The sequence below is a fragment of the Actinomadura sp. NPDC048021 genome (genome assembly GCF_040653135.1).
GTDB lineage: Bacteria > Actinomycetota > Actinomycetes > Streptosporangiales > Streptosporangiaceae > Spirillospora > Spirillospora verrucosospora.
This window is the reverse complement of the sequence record NZ_JBEZJQ010000022.1, coordinates 134,553-151,218: the sequence shown is the minus strand read 5'-3', so window position 1 is coordinate 151,218 and position 16,666 is coordinate 134,553. Positions and strand designations below refer to the sequence as shown.

The following is a 16,666-nucleotide window of genomic DNA, read 5'->3' as shown; positions in this document are numbered from 1 at the left end:
GGGGGCGCGCGCGGGCCCCCCTCGGTGCTGACCCCGCTACTTGTGCGGCCCGCGGGGCGGCGGCCCGGGGGGGGGGGGGGGCGGGCCCGCGTGCCCGCCCCGGCCCCCGGCCCCCCCCGCGCGGCGGCCCCCCCCCCACAATCGGGGTAACCGGCGCAGACCGAACAACGCCGCCCCCCCCACCGGGCCCGCGCCCCCCCCCGCCGCCCCCACCGGCCCAAAAAACACAATAAATACAGCAGGCACCTCTCCGGATGAGGTGCCTGCTGTGCGGGGTACGGACGAACCGGGCCTCGCGGTCCGGGTCAAGGCTTCGCCCGTTTCCCGTGTCAAGGAGGGGTGTCAGGCGCGGGCGATCACTTCCGTTTCTGGCTCGGGGACGGGACGGGACGGCCGGAGCCGGCGCGGGGTCATGCCAAGGGCGGCGATCGCTGCGATCGCCATGAACGCGCCGACCATCAGCCAGGCGTGGACGTAGGCGGTGTGGGCGTCCGGGTAGCCGTGGGGGGTGCCGAGGACGGCGACGGCGAGGCTCACGCCGAGCACCGCGCCGATCTGCCGGCTCATGTTCACCACGGCGCTGCCCGTCGCGTAGCGGTGGGGCGGCAGCTCGACGGCGGCGGCGGACAGGATGGTGGGCAGGGCGAGCCCGACCCCCGTCCCGCCGACGAGCCAGCCCGGCAGCATCTCGGCGGCGTAGGCCGGCGCCGGGCCCAGGCTCATCGCGATCAGGACGACGCCGAACGCGCACAGCGTGCACCCGACCGCGGTGATCAGCCCGACCGGGACGCGCGCGGAGAGGCGTCCGGCGACGAGCGCCATCACGGGGACCATCAGGGGGCCGGGCGCGACGGCGAGCCCGGTGCGGATCGGCGAGTAGTGCCAGACCTGCTGCATCCACAGCACGCCGAGCAGCAGGTTGGCGGCGAACGCGACGGTGAACAGCAGGACCGCGGCGTTGGACCAGAGGAACGTGCGGACGGCCAGCAGCGCGGGCTCGATCACCGGCGCGGGGTGGCGCAGGGAGCGCAGCCAGAACCAGGCGAGGCCGAGCAGCGCGGCGGCGGCCACGAGGACCGTCCGCTCCCCCGGCCAGTCGTTGATCTTCACGACGCCGAGCGCCAGCAGCGCGATCGCGGCGGTCGCGACGGCGGTCCCGAGCAGGTCGGGGACGCGGGCCGTCACGCCTTCGCGCGAGTCGGGGACGAGCCGGGCGGCGAGCAGCACCGCCGCGATCCCGATGGGGACGTTGACCTCGAACACCCAGCGCCAGGAGGCGTCCACGAGGACGCCGCCGACCGCCGGCCCGGCCGCGGCGGCGATCGCCGAGGCCGCCGACCAGATCCGCACCGCGCCGCCGCGCCGCTCCGCCGGGAACGCCGACAGCAGCAGCCCGAGGCTGGTGGGGATGAGCGCCGCGGCGCCCGCGGCCTGCACGACGCGGAAGGCGACGAGCCACCACAGCGACGGGGCGGCGGCGCAGGCCTGGGAGGCGAGGGTGAAGACGGTCAGGCCGAGCAGGAGGCCGGCCTTGCGGCCGTAGCGGTCGGCGAGCCGGCCGAGCGGCACCAGCAGGGCGGCGAACACGATCGCGTATCCGTTGAGCACCCATGACAGGTCGGCCATCGACTCCCCGGCGAAGTCGCGGCCGATGTCGGTGAACGCCACGTTGACGATGAACAGGTCGAGGCCCGCCATGAAGGAGGCGACGGAGAGCACCGCGAGCACCGGTCCCCTGCGGACCCGGCCCGCGCCGCGCACCTGACTTTGTTCCACCATAGTCAGGGAGGCTAGCGAGCCCCCTGACTTTGGTCAAGCAAAGTCAGCAGGTTTATAGTGGAAGGGTGACAATCTCACTGGAAGGGCACTTCGCCGACCGCGACGCCTGGTCGATGCAGAACTGCCCGGTCGCGAGGACGCTCGCCGCGCTCGGCCCGCCGTCGGCGGTGCTGGTGCTCAGCGAGGCCTTCTTCGGGACGAACCGATTCGGCGACTTCGTGCGCAACCTCGGCATGACCGAGTCGGCCGTCACCGCGCGGCTGCGCCACCTCGTCGACGCCGGCCTGCTCACCAGGGAGCCCTACCAGGAGCCGGGGCAGCGCACGCGGTACGAGTACCACCTGACGAAGATGGGCCTGGACCTCGCGCCGACCCTCGTCAGCCTCATGGAGTGGGGCGAGACCTACCTTCCCCACGAGGAGGGCCGCCAGGTCATGCTGACGCACGCCCGCTGCGGCGAGCGCGTGACGGCGCAGGTCAGGTGCGCGGACGGCCACGACGTCGCGGTGGACGAGATCGTCATGGGGCCGCCGAGCGCGGCGGACGAGGACCAGGGGGACGGCGGGGGCGAGCCCGGCGGATCCGGGGGGTGACGCGCGGCCGCGCGGCGGTCACGCGTGCCGGGTGCCGCCCGCGAGCCGCAGCGCGTGCTCGACCAGCGAGACGAGCACCTCCTTCGCCGACCCCGTCCGGCGCGCGTCGCACAGCAGGACGGGCACGTGGGGGTCGATGTCCAGGGCCGTCCGGATCTCGGGCGCCTCGTAGCGGTCGGCGTCGTCGAAGCAGTTGACGGCGACGACGAACGGCGTGCCCTTGCGCTCGAAGTAGTCGATCGAGGCGAAGCTCGCCATGAGCCGCCGCGTGTCGGCGAGCACGACCGCGCCGAGCGCGCCGCGCGACAGCTCGTTCCACATGAACCAGAACCGCTCCTGGCCGGGCGTCCCGAACAGGTAGATGGCGACGCCGTCGCGCAGCGTGATGCGGCCGAAGTCCATCGCCACGGTCGTGGTGGTCTTGGCGGCCACGCCGTCGAGGTCGTCGACGCCGACGCTCACGTCGGTCAGCGCCTCCTCGGTGCGCAGCGGGCGGATCTCGCTGACGGCGCCGACCAGGGTCGTCTTCCCGACGCCGAACCCTCCGGCGACGAGGATCTTCAGCGCGACGCGCGGACCGTCCGCCCGGTCGTCGGGCTCGTCCGGTTCCGCGGTGGCGGGGGGCGGGGCGTCAGAGCGCGCGGAGTTCATCGAGCACCCTCCTGAGCAGGTTCGGGTCGTTGTGCGGCTGGAGCGCGGTCACCGGGCCGAACGGCCCGGACGGCGACGGCGCCGGGGACCATCGCTGGACTTCCAGGAGGCCGGAGTCGAGCAGGTCGCCGGCCAGCACCCGGATCACGCCGAAGGGCAGGTTCAGGTCCGAGGCGAGGTCGGCGAGGGCGTGCGGGCGCCGGCACAGCGCCAGCAGCCTGCGCTGCTGGCGCGAGAGCCGGCCGGGCTCGGGCGGCGGCCGCCCGGTCGCGACGAGGATCGCCACGATGTCGAGCGGCTCGCCGCTCGGCCGGGTGCGGCCGCGCGTCACCGCGTAGGGACGGACGATCGGCCCGGCGGCGGCGTCGAGCCACCGTTCCCTGCCGGGACCCCGGGGAGCGCCGGGCCCGTCACTGGGGTCCATGGCGGGTCACCGGTGTCCGGGCCCGGGCGCGCCCTGCCTGAGTCCGGTGGACAGCTGCCTGCCGACCCGCTTGACCAGCATCGTCATCTCGTAGGCGACGAGGCCGGCGTTGGCTCCGACCTCGCTGAGCAGCGCGAGGCAGCTGTTGGCCCCGGCCGGGACGACGAAGAACAGGCCCTTGTCCATCTCGACGAGCGTCTGCCGGATCTCGCCGGAGTCCAGTTGCGGGCGCGCCCCGACGGCGAGGCTGTGGAACCCGGCGGCGAGGGCCGCCAGGTACTCGGAGTCCTCGCGCCCGACGCCCCGCGACATGCCCATGACGAGCCCGTCCCGGGACAGCACGACCACCTTCCGGATCTGCGGGACCCGGTCGACCAGGTCGTCGAGGAGGAAGTTCAGCTCGGCGGCCGCTCCCTGATAGGTCATGATCTTCCTTCCATGCCGTCCGCGGGTCCTTCGGGCGCCTCGTCCTCGTCCCGGCCGCGCAGCCAGCCCGCCTGCAGCGACGCGAACAGGTCCCGGGACGCCTCCGCCGACCGTTCCTCCCAGGCGGCGATGGCGTCGCCGGTGGCGGGCTCTTCTCCGTACGGGCCGGTCTCCTCGTAGGAGCCGGTGTCTTCGTAGGCGCCGGCGTCGCGCAGCTGGGGCGCCAGGCTCCCGCCGCGCACCCGGCGCGGCAGCGGGGCGCGCCCGCCGCCGGCCGTCCCCGCGTCCCCGAACGGGGTTCCCCCGAACGAGGTCTCGCCGAACGACGCGGGCGCCGCGTACCGGCCGGCGCCTCCGCCGTAGGAACCGCCGCCGTAGGCGGGGCGGGGACCCGCGGCCTGGAACGGACGCGTGGCGTCGGTCGGCGGCGGACCGTGCGGCGGTGGGGTCCCGAACGACGTCGGGGTCTGGTCACCGTCGTCGAACCCCACCGCCACGTTCTGGTCCGGCTTCTCCTCGCTCTTCCACTGCGGGAAGGACACCGGCGTCTCTGGCGGCACCGCTTCACCGGCCGGCCCCGGGGCATGGGGCGCCCTGCCGTTGGGCACTGCGCTTTCGGGCACTGCGCTTCCGGGCACTGCCCTGTTGGGCGCCGTGTCGGTCGACGCCGCGTCCTCGGCGGGGGCGATGTCGTACACCGGCGCGTTGAGCGTCGCGGTGGACGACGGCGCCGGAGGCGTGGGCCATGCGCGCATCGACCCGTTCGCCGCCGCCGCGCCCCGCTGCTGGACGGGGCCCGCCTGGACGGCGCCGTCCTCGTCCTCGGGCTGGTCGGCGTCCACGATCAGCTGGCGCGGGATCAGCACGACGGCGCTGACGCCCCCGTACAGGGACGGCTGCAGCGCGACCTTGATGCCGTGCCGGCCGGCGAGCCGGCCGACGACGAACAGCCCGAGCCGGTCGGTGACGGCCAGGTCGAACTCGGGCGGCCGGGCCAGCCTCAGGTTCAGCGCGTCCAGCTCGGACTGGTCGAGCCCGATACCGCGGTCGATGATGTCGACGGCGAACCCGTTGGCGCCCATCTCGCCGCGGACGAGCACCTCGGTGGGCGCGGGCGAGAACACCGTGGCGTTCTCGATCAGCTCGGCGAGCAGGTGGATGATGTCGGCGACGGCCTCGCCGATCACCGCGGCCTGCCCGGACACCACGACGATCTCGACCCGCGTGTAGTCCTCGACCTCGGCGACCGCGGCGCGCAGCACGTCCTCGACGTGCACCGGCCGGCTCCAGCCCCGTCCCGGTGACGTCCCGGACAGGATGACCAGGCCCTCGGCGTGGCGGCGCATGCGGGTGGTGAGGTGGTCGAGGCGGAACAGGTCCTCCAGCACCTTCGGGTCGGAGGCGTCGCGCTCCATCTCGTCCAGCATCCGCAGCTGGCGGTGCAGCAGCGACTGGCTGCGCCACGCGACGTTGAGGAACACGCGGCTGATGCCCTGCCGCAGGTAGGACTCCCGCACGGCGGTCTCGATCGCGGTGTGCTGCACCTTGGTGAAGGCGTCGCCGACGCGCGCGACCTCCCGGGACCTGCCGATGACCAGCGGCGGCGCCTCGGCGTCCACGTCCACCTCCTCGCCGCGCCGCAGCCGGGCGACGACGCCGGGCAGCCGGTCCTCGGCGAGCTTGAGCGCGGCGCGCTGCAGCCCGCGCAGCTCCCGCGACAGGCTGCGCGCGGCCAGCAGCGACAGCACGATCGAGGCGACCACCGCGAGCAGTCCGAACCCGCCCGCCAGGACGAGCCGCATGATGATCCGCTCACCGATCGGCTTGGCCATCTCGTTGAGCGCGAGGCTCGCCTCGGTGACCTTCTGCGCCCACGCCTGGGACAGCAGCTGCGTGGTGGCCTGCCAGTCCGCGGCCTCGGGCGGCAGCCGGTCGCCGCGCGCGTTGACGATCGCGTCCTCGGCCGCCCGGTACCGCTGGAACTCCGGGGACGCCGCGAGCCTGGCGAGCGGCCCGCGGATCCGCTCGTTGAGGTCGGCGAGCCCGGCCTCGAACTCGCGCCGCCCCTCCGCGGCCCACTGGACGAACGCGGTGTGCTCGGCGGAGGTGAGCCGCCCGTTGCGCGCCATCGCCGCGGTGACGAGCGAGTCCTCCCGCAGCATGTAGGCGCGGGCGTTGCCGATGCCGATCAGCGCCCGGCCCTGGGTGAAGATGGCGACGTCGTTGACGGTCACCAGGCCGTCGAAGACCTTGATGACCTGGTCGAGCAGGACGCTGTAGGAGTTGATGACCTCCAGCGGCTGGACCCGGCCCGAGTCGACCCGGGCGCGCAGTTGCGGCAGCCGGTCCAGCGCCCTGACCGCGTCGGCGAGCCGCCGCTTGGTCGCCGGCTCGGCCGCGTCCCTCGCCTCGGGCGACAGCGCGGTCGAGCGGAACGCCTTGTCCACGGCGCTCACCCGGGCGCGCTGCCCGCCCAGCTTCTGCCGGTCCGCGGGGTCGCGCGTGCTGAGCGCGACGACGCTGAGCGAACGCTCCGCCTGGAGCTGGTTCACCAGGTAGATGCCGGGAAGGCCCACCTTCTCGTACGTCGTGGAGAAGTCGTACTTGTCGAACGCGTCGCCGAGCGTGATGTTCGCGGCGAACGCCCACAGGGTGATGAGGGACACCAGCGGGACCAGCAGCAGCGCCGTGATCCGCAGCCGGATGGGACGCCGGCGCCGGGGCCTTCTGCCGGACGCGTCGTCGCGGGGTGTCGTGCGGGACATCGAGATCACTACCTCTAGCCGGGGCCGGGCCGCGCCGCCGGCGTGTGCGCGCCGGGGCGGCCCGTGTGTCAGGGGTGCGGGGTCAGGGGCGGGCCTCGTCCAGGGCCGCGCGGGCGACCAGGCCGCGCAGCCGACTGGTGATCATCGCGACGGCCTGGGCGTGCCCGCGCAGGGCCTTGTCCCGCGCGGTGTACTGGCCGATGTCGGCGTGCATCGCGTGGTCGGACACGATCGTCTGCCACAGCAGCGGCCTTCCGTTCGCCGCGATGCCGAGGTCGATCACGGTGAACCAGGTCGAGACGACCACGACGACGGCGCCGACGCGGATGACGTCCTGCGCGAGCAGGCGTCCCCGCACGTCGAGCAGCAGCCGCTGGGCCTCCTCGGCCGTGGCGCGCCGCCCGTCCTCCCGGTAGTAGTCGGGGGGACGGCGGGGATCGGCGGGCCGCCGGCCGGCGGGCTCCCCCGCGGGCCGGTGGTCGCCGGGCCCCGGGTCGGCGGGCCTTCGGTCGACCGGCCCCCCGTCGGAGGGCCGCTGGTCGGCGGCCGGTTGCCCGAGGGGCGGCTGGTCGGAGGGCCGCTGTTCGGCGGGCCACCTGTCGGCGGGCCACTTGTCGGCGGGCATGGCGTCAGCAGGCATGGCATCTCCCATCGCCGTACCGGGGTGCGCGGGAGAGGCTCAGTGGCCGGGGTGCTCGTCCCGCGGCCAGGCGCGCACCTCGCACCAGACCGCCTTGCCGGAGGCGGTGTGGTCGGTGCCGTGCCCGTCGGCCATCACCGCGACGAGGAACCAGCCGCGCCCCGTCTCCTCCATGAGGTCGACCGGCCGCGCCGTCGGGACGGCGGCGCTCTGGTCGTGCACCTCGATGCGGAGCCGGGCGCCGGCGCGCAGCAGCCGCAGGCACAGCGCGCCCCCGGCGTCCGGCGCGTGCCGGACGGCGTTGGTGACGAGTTCGGACACCAGGACCTCGGCGTCGTCGGCGATGTGCCCGATGCCGGACGCGGTGCTGACGGACCTGCTGAAGCGCCGCGCCGCGGGCACGGACTCCCGCTCGGCGGGCAGCGTCAGCTCGCCGAGCAGGACCGCCGGCGGCTCGTCCAGGCCCCGCAGCCCGTTCGGCGCGGCGCCGTTCGGCGGCGCGACCGGCGACGCGGTCGTGGTCAGGTGGCTCGGGAGTGGGGTGCTAGGGAGTTCGATGGTGTGGTGGTCGCCCGACATCATGAACGCCTCCTTGACTAAGGCGTGCCGCCCGATTCCAGCCCTGCCGGGGTGCGAGGCTGAGGTGGGCGTGGGGGGGTTGTGCCGGTGCCGCCGCTGTCCGGGCAGGCGGTGGCACGGCGTGCGAGGGACGCGGCCGCCTCATGGCGGGCCGCTCCCCTCGGACCGGGTGCCCGCCCGGGCTCGCAGCAGCCGGGCGGTGCTGGTGAACCACGCGTAGTTCTCCTGCTCGAAGCGGCGTCCGCGCAGGCACGTGAGGTAGGGCCCGAGAGGGGACCCGGTGCGCAGGAAGGACTCCTCGTCCTGGTCGCCGCGCAGGTGCTTGAGGGTGCGTTCGAAGACCTCGACCTTGGCCGCCGAGGCCACCGCCCGGTCCTCCAGCTGCGCGATGACGGAGTCGGCGCAGATGTGGTCCACGGCCTGCACCATGACGAGCAGGTTCTCGCGGATGATCCCTGGCTTGGCGGGGGTCACGGCGAACCGTTCGAGCTCGTCGACGCCCGCCTGGGTGACGGTGTACACGCGCTTGTTGGGTCGATCGTGCTGGATGATCTGCCGCCCGCTGATCAGACCTTCCGTCTCCAACCTCGACAGCTCCGAGTAGAGCTGCTGCGGTACGGCGTGCCAGAAGTTGGAGACCGACAAATCGAAGATCTTTGCCAGCTGGTAACCGCTGTACTCGCCGTCGAGCAGCGCCGCCAGCACAGCGTGACGTAGCGCCATCGGCCTTCTCTCCCCGCCTTGACTCAGGGTGATGCCCGACGTTAGCAGACAACGACATGATTAGTCATCATGTTGACTAGGATTGGTCAGCGTCGATCGGTGCGGGCGCCTCGCGGAGGCCGGCGACGCCCGGTTCGAGGTCGGCCGCGAGTTCGGTGATCTTCCCGGTCAGGAACGCCTCGCGAGTCAGCCGGCGCTGCATCTTCCCGCTGGTCGTCCGCCTGACCGAGCCCCGCGCGGCCAGCACGACGCTGACGGCGGGCAGCTCGAACGTGCGGGCCACCCGCGCCCTGACGGCGGAGGCCACCTCCTCCAGGGGCGTCCCGGCGGCCGCGCGGGTGCTGATCTCCTGGACGACGACGACCTGCTCCCGGCTCGCGTCGACCGCCGCGCCCCCGCCGGGCCGGCCGCCCGGCGGGGCCGGGCCGAGGTCGGCGTCGAGGGCGGGGTCGATCGCGAAGGCGGCGCCGAGCAGGGCGGCCGGATGGGATGCGCGGGCTACCTCTTCGATGTCGTGCGCGTGGATGTTGCGGCCGTTGACGATGATCAGGTCCTTGATCCGCCCGGTGACGTAGAGCTCGCCGTCGGCGGTGAAGCCGAGATCGCCCGTCCGCAGGAAGGGGCCCTCGCCGGTGGACGTGCGGGCGCGGAAGGTCGCCTCGGTCTGCTCGGGGCTCCCCCAGTAGCCGCGGGCGACGCTGCCCCCGCGCACCCAGATCTCCCCCACGCGCCGCTCCGGCCGCTCGGCGCGGGTGTCGGGGTCGACGACGCGGACGTCCAGGGTGACGGGACGGCCGCTGCTGACGAGCCGCCTGGCGCCGCCGCGGGCGGGGCCCTCGCCGGGAAGGCCCGGCTCGTCCGCGGGGACGGCCTCGTTCCGCGCGAGGGCCCCGGCGTCGAAGTCGCGGACGACCGGGCCGCCGCCCAGGGGCGCGCCGGTGATGAGCAGGGTCGTCTCGGCCATCCCGTAGCACGGCATCCACATCGAGGGCCGGAACCCGACCGGGGCGAACCGCTCGGCCACCGCCTCCAGCGTCGCGGCCCGGACGGGCTCCGCGCCGTTCTTCACGACGGTCAGCGACGACAGGTCGAGGCCCTCCATCTGCCGGTCGGTGACGCGGCGCAGCGCCAGCTCGTACCCGAAGTTGGGCGCCACGGTGATCGTCCCCCGGTACCGGGTGATCAGCTCCAGCCACAGCACGGGCCGCTTGATGAACGTGATCGGCGAGGTGAACACGTACCGGCAGCCGAGGTAGAGCGGCTGGAGGAACTGACCGACCAGGCCCATGTCGTGGTAGTGCGGCACCCAGCCGACGCCGACGGTGGCGTCCGACCCCTCGATGCGGCGCTTGATCTCCTCGCCGTTGGCCAGCAGGTTGCCGTGGGTGACCATGACGCCCTTGGGCTCGCTGGTCGACCCGGAGGTGTACTGGAGGAAGGCGACCGTGTCCGGGCCGGACCGCTGTGGGGACCAGTCGCCGGCGTCGGTGTCCTTGCCCGCCTGGGTGTCCAGGCAGTGCACGCGCCCCTTCAGCCCGGCGGCCGACAGCCACGCGTCGAGGGTGTCGCGGTGGGCGGTGTCGGTGAGGATCAGCGCGACGTCGGCGTCCTCGATGATCCGGCGGGTGCGGCCGAAGCGGCCCGCGTCCAGGTCCGGGAGCGGGGCCGGGACGGCGATGACGCGCGCGTACAGGCAGCCGAGGAAGGCCGCCAGGAACTCCAGCCCCTCCGGATAGAGGAGCAGGACCGCCCGGTCCCGTAAGCCGCGCGCCTCCAGGCGGCAGCCGAGCGCGCGGGCCTTGCGGTCCAGGTCGGCGAAGCCGAGCACGTTCTCCCTGTACCGGCGCCCCGGCTCCTCGCTGATGAAGGTGAAGGAGCGGGCGTCGCCGTGCGTCCGGATGTTCTCCCGGACGTGCGACACGAAGTCTCTCGTCGTCTCCGGTGGCCCGGCCATGGTGTCAGCCGTCCTCGGGCGAGAGGAGCCGGGAGAGCGGGAGCGAGGACAGGGACAGCAGGGAGAACCAGCGCCGGTCGCCCTCGCCGCGGAACATCGCGTCCTCCAGCGGCGGGAGGAAGTCCTCGGACAGGACGGTGTCGGGCTGCGCCCGCTGGAGCAGCCGCTGCAGGCACAGGACGAGCCACTGGCCGTCCTCGAACGCCCCGCCGAACACCTCCCGGTTGTGGAGCCAGGTGAGCATGCACGACGTCATCGCGTGCAGCTCGCAGTACCGCCTGGCCCGCGTCAGCGCCGCGACGGAGGAGGTGTCGCCCTCGTTCGCGCGGATGCCCTCCTCGATCCTGGCGCGCAGGGCGCCGATGGCCGACAGCAGGTCCTTCAGCTCGGCCGCGACGCCGGGCGCGGCGTGCGCGTTCGCCGCCGCCAGCACCTCCTCGGAGATCTCCTCGAACCGCTGGCCGATCTCGTCGCGCCCCTCGTTGGTGAGCTGGAGCTGGCGGCCGTCGGGGTCCCAGGCGGGCGGCGTCCGCGTCCAGCCGAACAGGTCGGCGAGCAGCTCGTCCTCGCGGCCCGTCTCCGCCGGCGGGTCGATCAGGAAGGGCAGCTGGCCCGCGACGTTGGCGAGGTTCACGTGCGTGGTGCCCTCGAAGATGCTCGCGATCGCGTGGTCGCGCTGCAGCTTCTGGAACACCCCGTGCGCCACGCCCTCGCGCAGGTAGCCGCGCGCGGCGAGCACGGTCCCGATGCTGGCCACGACCTCCTCGCCGAGGACGGGCACGAAGTACTTCACGATCGAGGACCACAGGCTGAGCCGACCGGGCGCGACCGTCAGGCAGCGCGCCACCGGGATCGCCACGCACTCGGCGATCAGCAGGTCCAGGTGCGCCTTGACCAGATGGTCGCGGATCACCGGGATCCGGTAGATGTCCGATCCGTACAGGGTGCGCTGGCGCGCGTACTCCATCCCGATGCGCACCACCGCGTCCATCGTCCCGACCGACAGCGCCGCGATCGCGGTCCGGGTGATCTGCAGGGTCTTCAGCGTCTGGACGAGCCCGGAGCCGCGCCGCCCGATCACCCGCTCGGCGGGCAGCCGCGCCCCGGAGAACGCGACGCCGGACAGGTCGTGGCCGCGCAGCCCCACCGTCCGGACGGGAGGCAGCGTCGACCACGCCGCCGGGTCGAGTTCCCGCTTGTCGACCAGGATGAGGGAGAAGTCGCGCGGACCGGTCTTCGCATAGGTGGTGACGAACCGCCCGCGGGTGGCGTTGCCGACCGGCCACTTCACCCCGGTCAGCACCAGCTCGTCGCCCTGGATGTCGGCCTCCGACTCCGACGCCATCACGTCGCTGCCGTGGTCGGCCTCCGAGACGCCGAAGCAGGCCAGGTCCCCGCGCAGCACCCCGTCCGCCACCGTCCTGCGCTGCCACGCGTCGCCCCACAGCCACACCGGGTTGACCGCCAGCAACCCGGACCCGTACATGACCGCGACGGTGACGCTGCGGCGCGAGATGCCGCGGGTGACGAAGAACAGCTCCTCCAGCGTCGTCAGGCGCCCGCCCAGCCCGCTCGGCACCAGGTACTTCGGGAAGCCCCACGCCCGGACGGCGTCCACCGCGCCCGGGGGAAGCTCGTCGCGCTCCTCCGCCTCCACGATCGCCTTGTAGGAGAACGGCCCGGCCTCGTCGTCCATCGGGTCGCCGAGGTAGCCGTCCAGGTCGGCGGCGATCCGGTGCGCCGGCGCCAGCCGCTCGCCCGGGGGCCGTCCGGGCGCGGAGCCCCCCGAGGCGGGCCGCTCGGGCGCGGGGCTCTCGGACCCGGGGGTCGCCGCCGCGGGGTTCTCGGACGAGGGGTTCTCGGAATGGCCCGGGTGGACGGAACGCGCGGGGTGGACGGAGTTCTCGGCGTGGGCCCCGGTGGCGGAGTGAGCGGGGCGGGCAGGGTGCACGGGGTGTGCGGGGACCTTGCTATCCATTTTTCCTTCGACTCCCTTGTGTGGGTCGCGCCTTCGGGTTCGCGGGCCGCGACTCCTGTGCGGGTCGGCTCCCTATGGCTGCGCGGTGTCGCCGGACGGGCCCCCCGCGTCGTCGGCGCCGGTCGGATCCTCCATGCGCCTGCCGACCACCCGGGCGAGCGTCATCGCCGCGGGCAGCGGGCGGACCATGACGGTCAGGCTCGTGACCAGCCCGGTCTCGCCGAACCTGAGCAGGTCCAGCCCCTGGAGGTCCTTGCCCAGCACCCTGGCGCTGAAGACCAGGGCCTGCGCGGGCGGGCCCGCGCCGTTCGTCCCGCCCGAGGGGACGCCCACCAGCTCGTCGGTGTAGTGGAAGTCCTCGAAGACCTCCAGCAGGACGCCGAGCAGGGCGGCGACGGCGTCGCGCCCCAGGTAGGGCTTCACCATCACCGGGCTGCGGAACTCGATGCCGGGGTCCAGCGCATCGGTGATCGCGGCGAGGTCCTTGGCCTCCACCGCTGATCGGAACGTTCCGGGAACCGTCATCCGGCTGCTCCCTTTCGCTTGCCGTGTCGTCAGTCGGCCGTCCTCGGCGGGACGGCTCCGGCGGGGGGCGTGTCCTGTGGCGGGTCGCCGGGTTCGTCGGCGGGAGCGGCGGGTCCGGGGGCGGGAGCGGCGGCGACGGCGGCGCGGGCGAGGTCGCGCGCCCAGGCGCGGTAGCCCGCCGCCGACGGGTGGAAGCCGTCGGCCGCGAAGAGCCGCCGGTCGCGGGCCATCGCCTCGTCCATGGGAGCGTGGACGGCGCCGCCCGCCGCCGCCGCGTCCCGGGTGATCCGGTCCATGGCGCGCGCCCGCGCGCCGAGGACCGAGCGCAGCGGCCGCGGCAGGGCGGGGAACCGGTGCACCGGCGGCATCCCGGCGACGAGCACGGTCGCCTCCGGGAACCGGCCGCGCACGAGGGCGACGAGCTCGGTGACGTCGGCCGCCCACCGGCGCAGGGGACGCCGCCTGAGCAGGTCGTTGATGCCCGTGGTGACGACGACCAGGTTCGGCGCGGAGCCGTTCGCGGGCGGGACGAGCCCGCCGATGATGCTCCGGGCCGTCGCGCCGTTCCGGCCGGAGACCGACCAGGCCACGCTGCGCCGGAGCCGCTCGCCCAGCTCCTGCGCCAGGAAGCCGGGCAGCGCCTCGGCGTGCCGGGACGCGCCGACGCCCACCGCGGTGGACTCGCCGATCACCATGACCCGGAAGGCGGGGCCCCGCCCGGGGTCGGCGCCGGCGACGAAGCCCTGCTCGTCCCCGGTCGCCGGGTCCAGCCGCGGTGTCCGCCGCAACGTCCGCCATGCCTGCACCACCAGTACGGGAGCGAGGAACGGCAGCATCGGCGAACGGAGTGCGCGGGCGACGGAATGTGCTCTTTTCATCAGTCTCCCAGACTGCCGGATCGGCCCCCGGAACTCATTTCACCCGCTCGCCGAGCAGGCTTGCCGCAATCTGCGCCATCACTTTCGCGACATAGGCGTGCCCATCCGGATTCAGATGGATTCCGTCGGCGCTCCACATCGCGGGATCGGCGACCGTCGCCACCGTCTCCCGTTCCGGGAACACCATTCCGAACTCGCGCGACACCCGGTCGAGTTCGGCGTTGAAGTCGTGAATTCGCTGGACCGTGCGTTTCTTGCGGAACTGCGAGATCGGGGTGATGTCCAGCAGCGGCGGCCGCGGCACCGGGATGGCGAGGACGACCGCGCCGCGCCCGCGGGCCCAGCCGAACAGCTCCGCCAGCCGGCGCGCCGCGGCCTCCCGCTCGAAGCCGCGCAGCGCGTCGTTCATGCCGCAGCCGAGCACCACCAGCCGCGGCGCCAGCCCGCGCACGGCGGGCAGCTGGTCGCGGACCACGTCCTCGACCGTCGCGCCCGGGTCGGAGGCGTTGAGCATCTCCTCGCGGGGGATCCCCAGGTGAAGGGCCAGTCGTCCGGCCCAGCCGAGCCACCCGCCGGCTGGATCCGGATCGTCCTGGCCCTCGGCCACGCTGTCGCCGAGCACCACCATGGCGGGCCCGGCGGCGCCGGCGCCGCCCACCTCGGGGGGCCGGCCGGCCATCACGCGACGAGGTCGAGCAGGTAGTCGGTGAGGTCGGCCACGGTCTCCCGGCGCCGCGCCTCGGCCACGTCGACCTCCACCTGCAGGTGGTCCTCGATGTCGCTGATGATGCTGATCGCGTACACCGAGTCGACCCCGTAACGGGCGAGTTCGACCCCGGGATCGATGTTTTCCACAGGCCTGTCGAGGTAGAAGGCGATCTTGTCAAGAAGCCACGATTGCAGCTCGTCGTGGGAAATTATTTCCGATCGGGACACCGCCACTCCTCCTTATGTCAGAGGATCATCGAAACAATCGCGATTGGTAACGGAAGACGAGCAACACGCAAGATACAGCCAAATGGTTGGCGTGTCTCGATCCGCATGTGAACGATCGGACACGGAGGTGTCTCCGTCCTGTAAACCGAGTCAGTGGTACGGTAAAAACGGCAACAAGTTACTTACCAGTAACCACTTCCGATAAGGGCCCAACGCCCGCGGGCGCGGCACGCCGTCCCCGCGCGCCCCACCGATACGTCCTCCCCCGCGCGACTTCCGGCGGCACGCCACCTGCGCCGTTCCCCCACCGGGCCGGCCCGGGCGCGCCCCCGCGAGGGCCGCGAACCGGGCATGTTCCTGGAGAGTTTCGGACAACCCTTCGACCCGGTCCCGTGCGGCATGGCCGAGAGTGCCTTACCTGAAGGCAAGGGCCATCTGTCCCTTCAGTCCCCGCCCTCAGTCTGTCAGGACACGCTTACCGGACCGTTCAGCCGCGAGACCACGGGGTTGGGCTCGCGCCGCTCCGCGAGCCGCTCGCGGAGGGTCTGCGTCTGCCGCGCCCGCCAGCGGTACACCGCGAGGCGGTGGAATCTGACGAGCGGCGCCGCCGCCGGACGCGTCCCCTCCGTGATCGCGTAGCCGTGGATCCGCAGCCGGGACGCGAGCACGTGCTGGACGAGGTCCGCGTCGCAGGCCTCCAGCCGGTGGCGCCAGGCGCCCACCTGGCGGCCGTTGACGGCCTCGTGCGTGCCCAGATGCCACTTGCGCGTCGTCGGCACCGTCCTCCGCGCGTGCCGGTACGCCGTCGTCATGGCGGGGTCGTACTCCTCGCCGAGGAACGCGCACAGCCTCGTCAGGGCGTCCTCGGGGTCGGCGACCAGGTCCTCGTAGCGGAACTCGTAGAACGTCTCCGGCCCGAGCCGGGTCCGGAGGCGCGCGCCCATGTCGACCGCCTCCCGCCACGTCAGCGCGGCCGTGTGGATGTCGCCGTCGAACCACGGCATCCGCACCAGGGAGCTCACCGCGTCGCGGCCGTCCCGGACGAGGTGGATGAACTGGGCGTCGGGGAACATCCGCCGCAGCATCGGCACCCGGCGGAAATAGCTCGGCCGCTTGTCCCCCCAGCGCGGCTTCCCGTGCTGGCGCGCGTACGCGCGGAACACGGCGGCGATCGCCGACCCGAGCGTCGGCGGCCCCTGCACGATCTCCTCGACCACGGCGGCGGCGTCCAGCCGCAGCACCCGGAACTTGGTGCCCTCCCCGCCGGTGATCCATTCGGCCAGCGCGCGCCGGTTCTCCGCCCGTTCCAGGTCCCCGAACCGGTGCCGGATGTCGTAGGAGACATGCACGAACCGTGTCTCGGAGGGGAACGCGATGCGCCGGTGCGAGTGCAGCATCTGCTGGAGCAGCGTGGTCCCCGAGCGCGGGCACCCGAGCACGAAGATGGGTCGGCATGACTCCCCTGTCATGGCCCGCGAGTACCCGCCCCCCTCGCGAAGAAGCTCAAACGAACCTCAACAGATCCTGAAAACCGCAGGTCGCAGGAGTCTCACGTTCCCCGTCGGCCCCTCGCGCCCGCCCGGGCCGGCCTTCCCCGCCCCGGCGCCGGAGGCGTGCCGGCCCCGCACGGCGCCCTGTTCCTCCTCGTTCACCCGCCCGCCGGATGCGTCCGAAGTGGTGGAAGAAGGGCCTATGCGGCGGCGGCCGGTGTCGCCGGGCGGACGCCGTCCGCGTCACCGTCGCCGGTCGCCCCTGCCCTTCCCGAGTAATGCCCGATGTGCGGATTCCGTGGGCGCGCATTGAGCGGCGAGATAT

At 73.5% G+C, this 16,666-nt stretch carries 16 protein-coding genes; 1 reads left to right on the top strand and 15 read right to left on the bottom strand.

The features are described from left to right. Window positions 1-342: 342 nt before the first annotated feature. On the bottom strand, window positions 343-1,779 hold the full coding sequence (locus tag AB0C87_RS31140; RefSeq protein ID WP_345173482.1) for an MFS transporter: 1,437 nt from the start codon (window positions 1,777-1,779) through the stop codon (window positions 343-345). A 65-nt stretch (window positions 1,780-1,844) separates the two neighbouring features. On the opposite strand from AB0C87_RS31140, the gene AB0C87_RS31135 reads away from it, so the two are divergent. Further along, complete coding sequence (locus tag AB0C87_RS31135) at window positions 1,845-2,372, top strand: helix-turn-helix domain-containing protein (protein ID WP_345173480.1); 528 nt, start codon at window positions 1,845-1,847, stop codon at window positions 2,370-2,372. Window positions 2,373-2,390: 18 nt separating this feature from the next. Here AB0C87_RS31135 and AB0C87_RS31130 read toward each other — a convergent pair whose 3' ends face one another. The 14 genes from AB0C87_RS31130 to AB0C87_RS31065 all read right to left on the bottom strand — a co-directional run bounded on the left by AB0C87_RS31130 (window position 2,391) and on the right by AB0C87_RS31065 (window position 16,320). After that, on the bottom strand, window positions 2,391-3,023 hold the full coding sequence (locus AB0C87_RS31130; protein ID WP_345173479.1) for an ATP/GTP-binding protein: 633 nt from the start codon (window positions 3,021-3,023) through the stop codon (window positions 2,391-2,393). Continuing rightward, window positions 3,004-3,447: a DUF742 domain-containing protein gene (locus AB0C87_RS31125; protein WP_345173477.1), complete on the bottom strand. Its 444-nt coding sequence runs from the start codon at window positions 3,445-3,447 to the stop codon at window positions 3,004-3,006. The genes AB0C87_RS31130 and AB0C87_RS31125 overlap by 20 nt, the downstream gene beginning before the upstream one ends. A 6-nt stretch (window positions 3,448-3,453) precedes the next feature. Next, complete coding sequence (locus AB0C87_RS31120) at window positions 3,454-3,873, bottom strand: roadblock/LC7 domain-containing protein (RefSeq protein ID WP_185032209.1); 420 nt, start codon at window positions 3,871-3,873, stop codon at window positions 3,454-3,456. Further along, window positions 3,870-6,638, bottom strand: a complete 2,769-nt coding sequence (locus tag AB0C87_RS31115) for a nitrate- and nitrite sensing domain-containing protein (RefSeq protein WP_360580781.1) — start codon at window positions 6,636-6,638, stop codon at window positions 3,870-3,872. The genes AB0C87_RS31120 and AB0C87_RS31115 overlap by 4 nt, the downstream gene beginning before the upstream one ends. An 82-nt stretch (window positions 6,639-6,720) precedes the next feature. Beyond that, window positions 6,721-7,278, bottom strand: coding sequence for a hypothetical protein (locus tag AB0C87_RS31110; protein ID WP_345173474.1), 558 nt, complete (start codon window positions 7,276-7,278; stop codon window positions 6,721-6,723). 39 nt (window positions 7,279-7,317) lie between these two features. After that, a complete protein-coding gene (locus AB0C87_RS31105) occupies window positions 7,318-7,860 on the bottom strand; it encodes an ATP-binding protein (RefSeq protein WP_345173472.1) in 543 nt (180 codons plus the stop codon). A gap of 138 nt (window positions 7,861-7,998) precedes the next feature. Then, a complete protein-coding gene (locus AB0C87_RS31100; protein WP_345173471.1) occupies window positions 7,999-8,580 on the bottom strand; it encodes a PadR family transcriptional regulator in 582 nt (193 codons plus the stop codon). 76 nt (window positions 8,581-8,656) lie between these two features. Further along, entirely contained in the window at window positions 8,657-10,534 is a 1,878-nt protein-coding gene (locus AB0C87_RS31095; RefSeq protein WP_360580779.1) for a fatty acyl-AMP ligase, read from the bottom strand. A 4-nt stretch (window positions 10,535-10,538) separates the two neighbouring features. Then, complete coding sequence (locus AB0C87_RS31090; protein ID WP_353834667.1) at window positions 10,539-12,512, bottom strand: acyl-CoA dehydrogenase family protein; 1,974 nt, start codon at window positions 12,510-12,512, stop codon at window positions 10,539-10,541. Between the two features lie 72 nt (window positions 12,513-12,584). Then, entirely contained in the window at window positions 12,585-13,037 is a 453-nt protein-coding gene (locus AB0C87_RS31085) for a nuclear transport factor 2 family protein (protein ID WP_345173466.1), read from the bottom strand. 29 nt (window positions 13,038-13,066) lie between these two features. Continuing rightward, a complete protein-coding gene (locus tag AB0C87_RS31080; protein ID WP_360580777.1) occupies window positions 13,067-13,915 on the bottom strand; it encodes an SGNH/GDSL hydrolase family protein in 849 nt (282 codons plus the stop codon). Between the two features lie 34 nt (window positions 13,916-13,949). After that, window positions 13,950-14,543, bottom strand: coding sequence for an SGNH/GDSL hydrolase family protein (locus AB0C87_RS31075; protein WP_345173463.1), 594 nt, complete (start codon window positions 14,541-14,543; stop codon window positions 13,950-13,952). A 50-nt stretch (window positions 14,544-14,593) separates the two neighbouring features. Then, window positions 14,594-14,851, bottom strand: a complete 258-nt coding sequence (locus AB0C87_RS31070) for an acyl carrier protein (protein ID WP_345173620.1) — start codon at window positions 14,849-14,851, stop codon at window positions 14,594-14,596. Window positions 14,852-15,315: 464 nt separating this feature from the next. Next, a complete protein-coding gene (locus AB0C87_RS31065; RefSeq protein ID WP_360580775.1) occupies window positions 15,316-16,320 on the bottom strand; it encodes a sulfotransferase in 1,005 nt (334 codons plus the stop codon). Window positions 16,321-16,666 lie beyond the last annotated feature (346 nt).